This window comes from Pseudazoarcus sp. NS36 (assembly GCF_059703705.1).
Window position 1 is genome coordinate 26,123 of the sequence record NZ_BAAKJA010000005.1, and the last position, 12,340, is coordinate 38,462.

At 64.9% G+C, this 12,340-nt stretch carries 12 protein-coding genes; 5 read left to right on the forward strand and 7 right to left on the reverse strand.

The annotated features are described in order from the left end of the window. Positions 1-25 precede the first annotated feature (25 nt). On the reverse strand, positions 26-1,027 hold the full coding sequence (locus AC6H0R_RS08850; protein ID WP_497581003.1) for a serine/threonine protein kinase: 1,002 nt from the start codon (positions 1,025-1,027) through the stop codon (positions 26-28). A 143-nt stretch (positions 1,028-1,170) separates the two neighbouring features. Between AC6H0R_RS08850 and AC6H0R_RS08855 the strand changes: the two genes are divergently transcribed. Genes AC6H0R_RS08855 through paeA form a run of 3 tightly spaced genes read left to right on the forward strand, consistent with a single transcriptional unit; the run spans position 1,171 to position 3,830 of the window. Further along, complete coding sequence (locus AC6H0R_RS08855) at positions 1,171-1,938, forward strand: hypothetical protein (RefSeq protein ID WP_497581004.1); 768 nt, start codon at positions 1,171-1,173, stop codon at positions 1,936-1,938. Positions 1,939-1,946: 8 nt separating this feature from the next. Beyond that, positions 1,947-2,492, forward strand: coding sequence for a YaeQ family protein (locus AC6H0R_RS08860; protein WP_497581005.1), 546 nt, complete (start codon positions 1,947-1,949; stop codon positions 2,490-2,492). 54 nt (positions 2,493-2,546) lie between these two features. Continuing rightward, positions 2,547-3,830, forward strand: a complete 1,284-nt coding sequence (paeA, locus tag AC6H0R_RS08865) for a polyamine export protein PaeA (protein WP_497581269.1) — start codon at positions 2,547-2,549, stop codon at positions 3,828-3,830. On the opposite strand, the gene AC6H0R_RS08870 is transcribed toward paeA, so the two are convergent. Genes AC6H0R_RS08870 through AC6H0R_RS08885 form a run of 4 tightly spaced genes read right to left on the reverse strand, consistent with a single transcriptional unit; the run spans position 3,831 to position 7,189 of the window. Beyond that, positions 3,831-5,171 carry a cyclic 2,3-diphosphoglycerate synthase gene (locus tag AC6H0R_RS08870; protein WP_497581006.1) on the reverse strand — a complete coding sequence of 447 codons (1,341 nt, stop codon included), beginning with the start codon at positions 5,169-5,171 and terminating at the stop codon, positions 3,831-3,833. It abuts the gene before it with no gap. Continuing rightward, positions 5,168-5,764: a DUF938 domain-containing protein gene (locus AC6H0R_RS08875; RefSeq protein ID WP_497581007.1), complete on the reverse strand. Its 597-nt coding sequence runs from the start codon at positions 5,762-5,764 to the stop codon at positions 5,168-5,170. Before AC6H0R_RS08875 ends, AC6H0R_RS08870 begins: the two co-directional genes overlap by 4 nt. Positions 5,765-5,771: 7 nt before the next feature. Then, on the reverse strand, positions 5,772-6,623 hold the full coding sequence (locus tag AC6H0R_RS08880) for a class I SAM-dependent methyltransferase (protein ID WP_497581008.1): 852 nt from the start codon (positions 6,621-6,623) through the stop codon (positions 5,772-5,774). Next, positions 6,620-7,189 (reverse strand): DUF1415 domain-containing protein, encoded by a 570-nt coding sequence (locus AC6H0R_RS08885; RefSeq protein WP_497581009.1) that lies wholly within the window; start codon positions 7,187-7,189, stop codon positions 6,620-6,622. Before AC6H0R_RS08885 ends, AC6H0R_RS08880 begins: the two co-directional genes overlap by 4 nt. An 86-nt stretch (positions 7,190-7,275) precedes the next feature. Between AC6H0R_RS08885 and ylqF the strand changes: the two genes are divergently transcribed. Next, positions 7,276-8,178 (forward strand): ribosome biogenesis GTPase YlqF, encoded by a 903-nt coding sequence (ylqF, locus tag AC6H0R_RS08890; RefSeq protein WP_497581010.1) that lies wholly within the window; start codon positions 7,276-7,278, stop codon positions 8,176-8,178. 86 nt (positions 8,179-8,264) lie between these two features. Here ylqF and AC6H0R_RS08895 read toward each other — a convergent pair whose 3' ends face one another. Then, positions 8,265-9,284 (reverse strand): Fe(3+) ABC transporter substrate-binding protein, encoded by a 1,020-nt coding sequence (locus tag AC6H0R_RS08895; RefSeq protein WP_497581011.1) that lies wholly within the window; start codon positions 9,282-9,284, stop codon positions 8,265-8,267. A gap of 122 nt (positions 9,285-9,406) precedes the next feature. On the opposite strand from AC6H0R_RS08895, the gene AC6H0R_RS08900 reads away from it, so the two are divergent. After that, positions 9,407-9,739 carry a DUF2325 domain-containing protein gene (locus tag AC6H0R_RS08900; protein ID WP_497581012.1) on the forward strand — a complete coding sequence of 111 codons (333 nt, stop codon included), beginning with the start codon at positions 9,407-9,409 and terminating at the stop codon, positions 9,737-9,739. A gap of 5 nt (positions 9,740-9,744) precedes the next feature. On the opposite strand, the gene AC6H0R_RS08905 is transcribed toward AC6H0R_RS08900, so the two are convergent. Continuing rightward, a complete protein-coding gene (locus AC6H0R_RS08905) occupies positions 9,745-12,273 on the reverse strand; it encodes a DUF2339 domain-containing protein (RefSeq protein ID WP_497581013.1) in 2,529 nt (842 codons plus the stop codon). Positions 12,274-12,340: the final 67 nt, after the last annotated feature.

Here is a 12,340-nt window from a genome sequence, read left to right on the forward strand (position 1 = left end):
CTCGTCCGGGTTGCTGTCGCCTGCATTATGGCAGCGCCCACAAGGGCGGCTCGTCCATCAGCGCGATCTGCTCGCGCAGTTCCAGCACGCGGTCCTGCCAGTAGCGTTGCGTGCCGAACCACGAGAAGGCCGCCGGAAAGGCCGGATCCTGCCAGCGCCGGGCGATCCAGCCCGAGTAGTGCAGCAGGCGCAGCGTGCGCAGGGCCTCGACCAGATGCAGTTCGCGCGGCGAGAAGTCGTGAAAATCCTCATAGCCGGCCAGCACGTCGGCGAGCTGCACGCTCATCTCCTCGCGCGAGCCGGACAGGAGCATCCACAGATCCTGCACCGCCGGGCCCATGCGGCTGTCGTCGAAGTCGACGAACTGTGGCCCCGGCGGGTCGGCATACTCGTTCCACAGCACGTTGCCGACGTGGCAGTCGCCGTGCAGACGCAGGCTGGTGTAGTCGCCAGCGCGTTCGAAGCAGCGACGCACACCGTCGAGCGCCATGGCGCTGATCGATTCCCAGGCTTCGCGTAGATCGGGCGGGAGGAAATCGCTTGCGAGCAACCAGTCGCGCGGTTCGGTTCCGAAGGTGGAGATGTCGATACTGGGCCGGTGGGCGAACGGCGTGATGGCGCCAATGGCATGAATGCGGCCGAGAAAGCGCCCCATCCATTCGCGCGTGTCGGGGTCGCCCAGCTCCGGCGCGCGGCCGCCGACGCGTTCAAACAGCGCAAAGCGCAGGTTCTCGAAGTGGTGCAGGGTGTGCCCGTTGATGACCAGCGGCGGAATGACCGGCAGTTCGCGTTCGGACAACTCTGTACTGAAGGCATGCTCCTCAAGGATGGCCTCGTCGCTCCAGCGCCCCGGGCGATAGAACTTGACGACGCGCATCGGTCCGTCCTCGATGCCGATCTGGTAGACGCGGTTCTCGAAGCTGTTGAGCGCCAGCAGGCGGCCGTCCGGCGCGAGGCCGACGGACTCCAGGGCACTCAGCATGTGGTCTGGCGTGAGCTCTGAGAAGGGGGCGGCTTGATCGGTCAAGGGGAGGCTCGGTGGCTGCGGTCTTTCATTGTGGCAGGTCGGGAGGCGTACAAAAACCGCGTGCCTGCAGTGGCCTTGCGAAAACCTGGGTTTGCCCGCATCGGCGGCGACCGGCACAATCGCGCCTTTTCGCAGGAAAGCGCATGAGTACGCCCGCCGAACACGCCATTCCGCCCGACGAACTTGCGGCTCTCGCATCGCGCGACGTGCAGCTGCGTGCTGCGCGCATGGCGCAGGATGCCTTTGCGCAGGTGTTCCGCCTGAGCGTCGAGGGCGACGAGGCCGCGGCCGGTGAGGGCGTATCAATGCTGATCGAAGCCCTGTCGAACTGGGCGAAGGCGGGTGAACACGACGAAGCCCGGGCCTTGCGCCTGGCCATGTTGGTGACCGGTCTGGATCAATGGGGCGTGGCGTATAGTCGCGCCTTCGGCCTGCAGGCCATTCCCGCGTTGTCGGCGCTGCTGGGCGGTCTGCGCACCGGGCTCGACGCCGAGGCCGATGCCCGCTTCGGTCGCCAGTTCGCAGCCATCGCAGCAGGCGAGGGCAATGTCATCGACTTCAAGATCGATCTGCGGCGCAGCGTGCATCTGGCACTGTGGCACGCCATGATCGCCTGCGAGGACAAGGACGAAGCCGAGGTCATCGCGCAGGCGCTGGGCGGCATGCTGCTCGGCCTGGCGACGTCGATGCCGGCGCTGGGCTGGCGACTGGTGGCCGACGCGCTGTCCAACATCCAGATCCAGTGTCTCGCCAACAGCCTTGCCGCCGATGGGCTGGCGCGCGAAACCAATGAGGCCTTGTTCGCGGCGCTGGCCCGCGAGCTGCCGGAGACCACACGCGATCTGGTGTTCGCGCATTCGGCAGAGGCCGTGCGCACCTGGCTGCAGTCGGGCCGCGGCAACATTCACTAGGAACCACAATGGCGCTCAAAGCCACCATCTACAAAGTCGAACTGACCATCTCCGACATGGATCGCGGCTATTACGCCACCCACGCGCTGGCGCTGGCGCGCCATCCATCCGAAACCGAAGACCGCATGATGGTGCGTCTGGTGGCTTTTGCGCTGTTCGCCGAAGAGCGGCTGGAGTTCGGCAAGGGCCTGTGGGTGGATGACGAGCCGGACCTCTGGTTGCGCGACCTGACCGGGGCCGTGCTGCGCTGGATCGACATCGGCCAGCCCGACGAAAAGTGGGTGCGCAAGGCCTGCGGCCGTGCCGACGCAGTGGTGCTGCTGAGCTACGGGCGGGCCGCCGATGTCTGGTGGAACGGCATTGCCAGCAAGCTGGGACGACAGGACAAGCTGACGGTCATCAACCTCGAAGCCGAGATCGCTCCGGCGCTGGTCGCGATGTGCGAGCGCGGCATGCGGCTGCAATGCACCATCCAGGATGGTGAGCTGTGGATCACCAACGGCGAGCACACCGTGCACATCGTGCCGCAGACGCTGATGGCCCCGCGCAGCTAGAATGGCCGGGTTGCCGGCGCATGCCGCCGGTGTAGTGGAGTGTTTCTGGTGGAGATCGCGAGTCAGTTGTTGCTGATCGGGGTGCTCATTGTCGTGAGTGCCTGGCTGTCCATATCCGAGATTGCGCTGGCCGCCTCGCGCAAGATCCGGCTGCGCATGCTGGCCCAGCAGGGTAGCACTGCGGCCGAGGATGTACTGCGCCTGCAGGAGAACCCCGGCCATTTCTTCACGGTGGTACAGATCGGGCTCAATGCCGTGGCGATTCTGGGCGGCATCCTCGGCGAGTCCGTCCTGTCTCCCGCCTTCGCGGGCCTGATTGGCGTGATCTACACGGGCGAGTACCAGACCGCGGTGAGTTCGGTGATCGCCTTCGTGTTGATCACGTCCGCGTTTGTGCTGTTTGCCGACCTGATTCCGAAGCGCCTGGCGATGAACGCCCCCGAGCGCGTGGCGGTGATCGTGGTCGGGCCGATGCGCTTCATGGTCAAGCTGTTCATGCCGGCGGTGTGGCTGTTCGACGGTTTCGCCAACTGGTTGTTCAAGCTGCTGGGCCTGCCCAGCGTGCGCCCGGAAGACATCACGTCCGAAGAAATCGTCGCCATGGCGGATGCCGGCGCGCAAGCCGGCGCCTTGCTGCGGCAGGAACATCAACTGATTGCCAACGTCTTCGAACTCGACGAGCGCACCGTCACCTCGGCGATGACCTCGCGCGACAGCGTGGTGTTTTTCCGGCTCGACGAGAACGAAGAGAACATCCGCGAGAAGCTCGTGCAGTCGCCGCATGGCAAGTTTCCGGTGTGCGAGAGCGGCATCGACAGTGTGGTCGGCTACGTCGAATCCAAGGAGTTGTTTGCCCGCGTGCTGGCCGGCAAGAAGCTCTCCTTGATTGCCGACCCGCAGATGCACGAGGCGCTGGTGCTGCCCGATACGCTGACGTTGTTCGAGGCGCTGGAGCGTTTCCGCAGCGCGCGTGAAGACTTCGCGCTGATCGTCAATGAATACGCACTGATCGTCGGTCTGCTGACGCTGCAGGACGTCATGAACACCGTGATGGGTGATCTGGGCGGCACGGCCGGCGAGGAACTGATCGTCAAGCGCGACGAAGTGTCGTGGCTGATCGACGGGGTGACGCCGGTGGAAGACGTGATGACCGCACTCGGCATTGACGAATTCGGCGACGCCGAGAACTACGAGACCATCGCCGGCTTCATGATGTACCGCCTGCGCAAGGTGCCCAAGCGCACCGACAAGGTGGACTTCGCCGGCTATCGTTTCGAGGTGGTGGACATCGACAACTACCGCATCGACCAGTTGCTGGTGACGCGCACCGGCGATTGATCAAGCGAGGTACCCGGCGGCGAACGCGTCCAGCACCTCGGGCAGCACTTCCGGTCCGGCTTCTTCCAGTTCGTAGCGCACACGTGTCGCGGGGTGGCCCAGTTCGATGAGCTGCGCCAGATCCACCGGCGTGCCGATCACCACGGCGTCGCATGGGCAGGCGGCGATGGTGGCCGCCAGATCCCGCAGTTGCGCCGCGCCATAGCCCATGGCCGGCAGCGTGCGCTGCAGATGCGGGTATTTCGCAAACGTCTCTTTCAAGGTGCCGACAGCGTAGGGCCGCGGATCAACGATCTCGGCTGCGCCGCAGACATGCGCCGCGATGCTGCCGGCGCCGATGCTCATGCCGCCGTGGGTCAGCGTCGGCCCGTCCTCAATGACCAGTACGCGCTTGCCGGCGATTACCGCCGGGTCGTCGGTGGTGACGCGCGAACGTGCCTCGATGACGCGTGCGGCCGGGTTCACAGCCGCGATGTTGTGCCGCACCTGCTCGACCTGGTCGCGCGCAGCGGAATCGACCTTGTTCACGATCACCACATCGGCCATGCGCAGATTCACCTCGCCCGGGTAGTACATCAGCTCATCGCCGGCACGGTGAGGGTCGGCAATCGTGATGGTGAGGTCGGAACGGTAGAACGGAAAATCGTTGTTGCCGCCGTCCCACAGGATGACATCGCAGCCGGCCGGGTCGTTCTCGGCCGCGCGCAGGATGGCCGCGTAATCGACGCCGGCATACACCACGCCGCCGCTTGCGATGTGCGGCTCGTACTCCTCACGCTCTTCGATGGTGCAATGGTGGTGAGTAAGGTCGTCCAGGCTGGCGAAACGCTGCACGGCCTGCGCTGCCAGATCGCCATAGGGCATCGGATGACGCACCGTGACCACGCGCAAGCCACGTGCGCTGAGCAAGTCGACGATGCGCCGGCAGGCCGGGCTCTTGCCGGCACCGGTGCGGGTGGCGACCACCGCAATGACCGGCTTGCGGCTCTGGAGCTGAGTGTGTTTCGGCCCGGCCAGCAGAAAGTCGGCGCCGGCGGCGTTGGCAATGGCCGAGAGTGACATCACCCGCGTATAGGGCATGTCGGAATAGGCGAACAGGCACAGATCGACGTCGAGTTCGCGGATCAGGCGAGGCAACTCGGCCTCGTCGTGGATCGGGATGCCTTCGGGGTAGAGCGCGCCTGCCAGTTCGGGCGGATAGCGTCGCCCGGCGATGTCGGGAATCTGCGCGGCGGTGAAGGCGACCACCTGGAAGGCCGGGTTGTCGCGATAGAGCAGATTGAAGTCGTGAAAGTCGCGCCCGGCGGCGCCCAGTATGACGACGCGGCGCGATTCGCTCACGCTGATCTTCTCCAGACCAGACAGCGGTTGTTGGCCGGCATGGCGTGGTCCCGTGCCAGCTTCAGCCCGATGCCTTGCGCGAGTGCGTCCACGGCCTCGAAGTCGCGGATGGCGCGGTGCGGTACGGCCGCCTGCAACGAGGCTTCGAAGGCGGCGTTGCTGGTGCTGGTGTGACGCCCGTCGTAGCGGAAGGGGCCATAGATCGCCAGTACGGCGTCCGGCGCGAGTACGCTGGCCAGGCCTGCGAAAAATCGCTCGACCTCGGCCCAGCTCATGATGTGCAAGGTGTTGGCCGAGAACACCGCGTCAAAGCGCGCATCCGGCCACGTACCGGTGACGTCGAGCGTCAGCGTGTCCGGCGTGTTGGGCAGGCGAGCGCTGGCCAGCCAGGCGCGGATGCCGGGCAGGTTCTCGGCGCGGTCCGAGGTTTGCCACACCAGATGCGGCAGGTTTGCCGCGAAGTGCACGGCGTGCTGCCCGGTTCCGCTGCCGACTTCGAGCACGCGCGTGCGGTCGGCGAAATGCTCGCGCAGCACGGCCAGAATCGGCTCCTTGTTGCGTTCGCAGGCGGTGGAGAAGGGGCGTTCGGTCATGACGTTCTCAGTAGATGAAGCGTTCGTGCAGATCGGCCAGATTCAGCTCGTCGAGAATGGCCTGGGCCCGTTCACGTGCGTTGCCGCGCGGCTTGCCGGTGGCGCGGGCGACGATCAGTTCGTTCTTCATCGAATGCTCCCAGCCGATCAGCTCGGTCACCGACAGCGAATAGCCGTGCGCTTCGAGCAGCAGGCAGCGCAGCACGTTGGTGATCTGGCTGCCGAATTCGCGGGTGTGGATGGGGTGGCGCCAGATCTCCGACAGCGGCGTGCGGCCGAAGCTCTCGTTCTTGTGCTGACGCATCACAGACGCGACTTCGGCCTGGCAGCACGGCACCAGCACGATGAAACGCGCCTGCTTGGCCAGCGCAAAGCGGATGGCGTCATCCGTGGCGGTATTGCAGGCGTGCAGCGCGGTGACGATGTCGATCTGCGCGGGCAGTTCGGGTGACGCGATGGACTGCTCGACCGTCAGGTCCAGGAACGACATGCGGCCGAAGCCCAGGCGTTCGGCCAGCTCGCGCGAGCTGGCAACCAGTTCCGGACGGCTCTCGATACCGTAGATGTGGCCGGCCTCGCGCGACTTCAGGAACAGGTCATACAGGATGAAGCCGAGGTAGGACTTGCCGGCGCCGTGGTCGACCAGCGACAGATCGCCGCGCGCCTCGAACACCTCGTTCATCAGCGGCTCGATGAACTGATAGAGGTGATAGACCTGCTTGAGCTTGCGTCGCGAGTCCTGGTTGAGCTTGCCGTCGCGCGTGAGGATGTGCAGTTGCTGAAGCAGTTCGACGGACTGGCCGGGCCGGACTTCGGGCGGCAGCTCCGTGCTTGCGGCGGGCCGGGGCTTGCGGCTCATGCCTTGTCCTTCGCCGCTTTGATGCCCAGCGCGTCCCAACCTGCCTGGCCAAGCTTTTCCATGGTTTCGATGTTGCGCTCGAAGATCGAATCCGGATCGTCCGGGTAGTGCGCCAGTGCGCCTTCGATACTGGCCTCGCGCAGCAGGTGCAGCGTGGGGTAGGGCGCGCGATTGGTGTAGTTGCCCAGCTCATCGGCTTCCGTGTCGGCAAACTGGAACTGCGGGTGGAAGCTCGCAACCTGCAGCACACCGTCGAGCTCGTGCTCTTCAACGGCTTCTTCGGCGATGCCGACGATGTCATTGAAGGTCTCGAAATCGTCGAACATCGTCGGGTGGATCAGCAGGGTGGTATCCACCTCCTTCGGATCGGCGGCGGCGAGAAAGCCGATTTCCTCGTCGAGCTGCTCAAGGAAAGCGTCGAGGTGGCGTGCATCGCTGACGACAAAGCGCACGCGATTGGCGACATACACGGATTTGGCAAACGGGCAGAGGTTCAGGCCGATGACGGCCTGTTCCAGCCAGTGGCGCATTGCGGCAATGACCGCGTCGGGGTTCGGTGAGTTCATGCGCGCATTTTAAGCTGCGTTGCAGCGATTCGCGGTCGGCGCTGCGATCAGGGATAATCCAGCCTTTACAGAAAAAGCGGTTTCCGATGCCGATCCAGTGGTTTCCCGGTCACATGACCTCGGCGCGCAAGAAAGCTTCCGAGACGATGGCACGCACCGACGTGGTCATCGAGGTGGTCGATGCGCGCATTCCCGAGGCGAGCTGCAACCCGATGATCGGCGAGTTGCGCCGCTTCCGTCAGCGCCCGTGCCTGAAGATCCTGAACAAGGCCGATCTGGCCGATCCGGTGGCGACCAAGGCCTGGCTGGCCTACTTCAACGCGCAGCCGGGTGTCAGCGCGGTGGCGCTGTCGTGCAAGAACCCGAGCGACGTCGCGCGTGTGCCGGCGATGTGCCAGAAGCTCGCGCCGCACCGCAGCGACGGCACGCGCTTGCTGCGCATCATGATCATGGGCATCCCCAACGTCGGCAAATCCACGCTGATGAACGCCTTGCTCAAACGCAAGGTGGCCAAGGTCGGCGACGAGCCGGCGGTGACCAAGTCGCAGCAGACGCTGGACTTCGGCGACCACATGACGCTGACCGACACGCCGGGCATGATGTGGCCGAAGATCGACTACGACTCCGACGGCTTCATGCTCGCCGCCTGCCACGCGATCGGTCGCAATGCGGTGATCGACGAAGAGGTGGCCGAATTCCTCGCCGGCGTACTGCTGGCGCGCTATCCGCAGAGCCTGGGCGAGCGCTACAAGCTCGATCCGGCCAAGGTCGATGCCTGGGGCGTGGTCGAGGAAGTCGGCCGCCGTCGCGGCTGTCTGGTCAAAGGCGGTGGCATGGACGTCGAGAAGGCGGCGCAGATCCTGCTCAACGACTTTCGGGCGGGGCCGCTCGGGCGCATCAGCCTGGAAACACCGGAATCGCGTGCCGCGATGGTGGCGCTGGCGCTCAGCGCCAAGGCCGAGAGTACGGCGGCAGACGAGCAGCCTTGAGTCCTCCGGCACTGGCGTTCAAAGCGCCCAGCACCAAAAAAAACGCCAGCCCTCGGGCTGGCGTTTTTACTTCGTAGCGACGCGGATCAGCGGTAGCCGGCGCGGTCGTAGATCTTCTGGGCTTCCGGCACGTTCTTGGCCAGTTCGGACACCGGCATGTTGTCGGCCTTGAAGCTGCCGAGCTTGTCGAGCGCGGCGTTGTCGACCTTCACGCCCGGCACCGTCGGCCACTCGTTGTTGCCGTTGGCGAAGTAGCGCTGTGCATCATCCGAGGCGAGGTACTCGAGGAACTTGCCGGCCGCTTCCTTGTTCGGCGCGTTCTTGAGCACCCCAGCGCCGGAGACGTTCACGTGCGTGCCCCAGCTCTGCTGGTTCGGCCACACGAACTTGACCGACTCGACCACTTTCTTGTCTTCGGCCTTCGGCGAGTTCATCAGGCGCGCGAAGTAGTAGCTGTTGGCGATCGCCACGCCGCACTCACCGGCTGCGACAGCGCGGATCTGGTCGGTATCGCCGCCTTTCGGAGCGCGTGCGAAGTTGGCAACGATGCCTTTGGCCCACTCTTCGGTCTTCTCGGCGCCGATGTGATGGATCAGGGCTGCGCCCAGCGACAGGTTGTACGGGTGGGCGCCGGTACGCGTGCACACCTTGCCCTTGAGTTTCGGGTCGGCCAGCGACTCATAGGTCTGCACGTCTTCAGCCTTGACCAGCTCCGGGTTGTAGATGATGACGCGGGCACGGGTCGAGAAGGCAATCCAGGTGTCGGTGCGGAAGTGGGCCGGCACGCGGGCGTTCAGTTCGTCGGACGAGAACTTCTGGAACATGCCCATGCTGTCGGCGTTGCCCAGACGCGAGGCATCGACGGTGATGAAGATGTCGGCCGGGCTGTTGGCGCCTTCATTCTTGATGCGCTCGATCAGCTCGTCTTCCTTGGCTTCGATGCGATTGATCTTGATGCCCGTCTGGCGCGTGAACTCGCCGTACAGGGCCTCGTCCGTCTGATAGTGGCGCGCGGAGTAGATATTCAGCTCCTTGTCGGCCGCCATGGAGGTGGCGGGGATGCCGATGGCGGCGAGGAGCGTGACCAGAAGTGCACGTTTTTTCATCGTTTTTGGCCTTGTTGAGAGTTGTAACGGGTGTGCGAATGGTAACGAGAAGAATTCCTAATTGCAATCTGGAGATCTTTGATTTAATGTTAGTGCGAATCATTCGCAACAAGGCAAATATCATGAATGCACTACTGGTCGGGGCTGATCGTCTTGGCAATATTCCGACGGTGCTGGATCGCTTCGGCATCCGTATCGCTCAACACGTCAGCGGGCGCGACAGCAGTCATCAACGGCGCAGCGCACCGCTGCCGTCGGGTATCGAGATCGTCATCCTGTTTACCGATTTTCTCGGCCACAACGTCATGAAGCGTTTCCGCGAACTGGGTAGCCGGGAAGGCGTCATGGTGGTGTGTTGCCGGCGTTCGGTGTGTGCGCTGGAGCAGGCACTGGGGCGCAGCATCCCCCAGTCGCGCTGTGACAGCTGCAGTGTGAACTGCAAGAGCGGCAAGTAAGCCGCTCAGCGCTCGGGCTGTGCGGTGAGCGGTGCTCCGAGCCGGCTGCGTAGCCAGGCCAGAGCCAGCAGGGCCAGCCCGAGGCCCATGAAGGACGCCACGCGCAGCAGGCCGTCGAGCCCCGACAGATCGATCAGGAAGATCTTCAGGATCACGATCGCCAACAGCGCGAAGCCGCCGTGCAACATGCGTCGTGAGGCACGCAAGGTGCCCGCGACAATCGCACCAGCCGCCATCAACAGCCAGACGGCCGAGTAGGTGTAGATCTCGCCGTTTCCGGTGGCACGGCCCAGCGTGACATCGCCTTGCCACAGATGGCGGATCTCCATACTCACGAATAACACGCTGCCCAGCCCGAGCAGCCATAGCGCGCAGTTGCGCTCGCGCGGTGTACCGATGCGGGCGACGATCCAGGCCAGTAGCAGCGGCGCCCCGTAGGCCAGCAACAGCAGGTTGATGATCGGCCGCGTGGACACCTCATCCGAACCGAAAAGCGGGTTCAGCAGCGTGACTACCATCAGGAAACTCGCCAGCGACAGCGCCAGCAGCAGTTGAGAGGCGATGCGGTACAGCGGAGCAAGTTGCTCGGCAAAACGCTCTCGGTGGCGGTAGCTCAAGCCCAGTGCGGCAAACAGGGAAACGTGGATGGCGGCTTCGGTCAGCGTGTAGCGCGCGGCCAGCACGTTGCCGTCGTACAGCCAGTAGCGCAATTCCACACCCAGCGTCAGCACCAGCAGGTGGATGGTCGCGGCCGAGAGCCATTCGCGGAGCCGGTGCTCTGCGCCCGCGATGCGCGCAGCGATGAAGCAGCACAGCGTGGCGCCGCCGTAGGTCCATAGTGTCCAGTGCACGTCGGGCGCGTAACTCACGACCCACGGGTTGAGCGTGAGCCGCAGCACGACCACCGTCAGCACGCCCTTGACCGCCCAGTGCAGCAGATCGACGTGATAACGGCGCATCAGCCAGACCAGGCTGATCAGCTGCGCAGCGATGGCGAGCGTGAGGCCGGCTTCCTCGAGCACCATGGCTGCGGCCAGCGAGTAGGCGGCGTGACTGGCCAGCATCAGCCACGGCACGAGTGCACGATGCGCGCGGCGTGCGCACACACCCGCAAGAACCGCCGTGACGGCACCGAGCGAGAGCGCTGCGACGCTCCATTGCACGTCGTCGGCCAGCGGCCCGCTGCCCACATAGGCAAGGCCCAGCCACAAAACCGGTGACAGTGCGGCAAGCGATGCCCAGGCGTGAGCACTGCCGGCCAGACGCAGCATCGCCATGCCGGCAACTACATACACCAGGGCCATCCACATGCCGAAACGCTGCAGCGCCGGGACCGCCTCGGGCGGGAAGCTGAGGACGAGCCGGAAATCGTGCAGCAGCATGTCCATGTGCATGCCGAGCACGGCCGCAAAAACGACCAGCAGGCTGCCCCACGGCAACAGGCGCAGTGAAGGCTGATGCCGCGCCGACAAGGCCAGCACGGCTACCAGCGGCGCCCATTGCCAGGCCTGCAGGTGGTCGGGGCCGGCTTCCCAGATCGACATGCCCCAGGCCAGCGAAACCGCGATCAAGCCGATCTGCAGAGCGTCGGGGCGGGCTGGAATCGTTTCATCATTCTCTGTGGTACGCGCCTGCATCAGCCAGTCGCGGCCCGGTACGGCTGCCAGCAGGTAGGCTGCAATGGCGAGGTAGATGCCGCGAAAGTCATCGGCACCGGTAGCGAGCATGGACAGCATCCACCAGCCTATCAGGCCGGCCAGCACGCCCCACCACAGCCACAGCCGCCAGACATAACGCAGCAACAAGAGCCCACCGAAGCCGACGATCAACGCGTAGATCATGGCCGCAACGATGTTGCCGCTGCCGGTCGACACCAGAAGCGGCACGCAGAAGCTGCCGATCAACCCCAGCGCGGCGAGCATCGGCCCCTGACGCAGCGACAGCAGCATGGTGCCGACCGACACCAGCGCCAGCAGTCCGAAAGCCAGGCCGGGCGGAATCAGTTTGTAGAGATGCAGGGCGGCCAGCACGGCGCCGAACAGCGTGATCGTTGCGCCGCCTGCCAGTGCCGCAAACGCCGGGTGCGGGCCGGCGCGCCGCAGCAGCCATTCGGCCAGCGCATGCAGACCGAGGCCGGTGGCCAGCCCGAGCGCAACCCGCGCGGTCGGCCCGAGCAGGCCGTGCTCGATGCTGTAGCGGACCATGAAGAGACCGCCGAGAGCCACGCAGGCGCCGCCCAGCCAGATCATCCAGTTGATCTGCGGCAGGGCGCTGCGCCTCGGCTTTACGCGATCAGGCGCAGGGGGTGGGGCAGGCGGGGGCGCTTCACCGAACAGACGTTCGATCGGCAGGTCGAGGAGTTCTTCGGTGGGGTGGGTTACGGCAGGCGAGGGTGCAGCCGTGCTGGTTTCAGGCGCTGCGGGTGTGAGCTGCTGCCGGAGTTCTTCGAGCTGCGCTTCGAGTTTGCGCACTCGCAGGTAGGCCCGAATGCCGAGCACCGATCCGACGGTGAACAACAGCCACATCACCCACATCGCTCGCCCTCCCGACGGATACCGTCCGATGGACGGCTTTCGCTGCGCAGTCGGGATGATACGGCCA

What these genes read in the sequence shown, in the direction of transcription:
- AC6H0R_RS08855 (WP_497581004.1), top strand. Translation starts at nt 1,171, where the DNA reads ATGAGTACGCCCGCCGAACACGCCATTCCGCCCGACGAACTTGCGGCT.
- AC6H0R_RS08860 (WP_497581005.1), top strand. Translation starts at nt 1,947, where the DNA reads ATGGCGCTCAAAGCCACCATCTACAAAGTCGAACTGACCATCTCCGAC.
- AC6H0R_RS08875 (WP_497581007.1), bottom strand. Translation starts at nt 5,764, where the DNA reads ATGACCGAACGCCCCTTCTCCACCGCCTGCGAACGCAACAAGGAGCCG.
- AC6H0R_RS08880 (WP_497581008.1), bottom strand. Translation starts at nt 6,623, where the DNA reads ATGAGCCGCAAGCCCCGGCCCGCCGCAAGCACGGAGCTGCCGCCCGAA.
- AC6H0R_RS08885 (WP_497581009.1), bottom strand. Translation starts at nt 7,189, where the DNA reads ATGAACTCACCGAACCCCGACGCGGTCATTGCCGCAATGCGCCACTGG.
- ylqF (WP_497581010.1), top strand. Translation starts at nt 7,276, where the DNA reads ATGCCGATCCAGTGGTTTCCCGGTCACATGACCTCGGCGCGCAAGAAA.
- AC6H0R_RS08895 (WP_497581011.1), bottom strand. Translation starts at nt 9,284, where the DNA reads ATGAAAAAACGTGCACTTCTGGTCACGCTCCTCGCCGCCATCGGCATC.
- AC6H0R_RS08900 (WP_497581012.1), top strand. Translation starts at nt 9,407, where the DNA reads ATGAATGCACTACTGGTCGGGGCTGATCGTCTTGGCAATATTCCGACG.
- AC6H0R_RS08905 (WP_497581013.1), bottom strand. Translation starts at nt 12,273, where the DNA reads ATGTGGGTGATGTGGCTGTTGTTCACCGTCGGATCGGTGCTCGGCATT.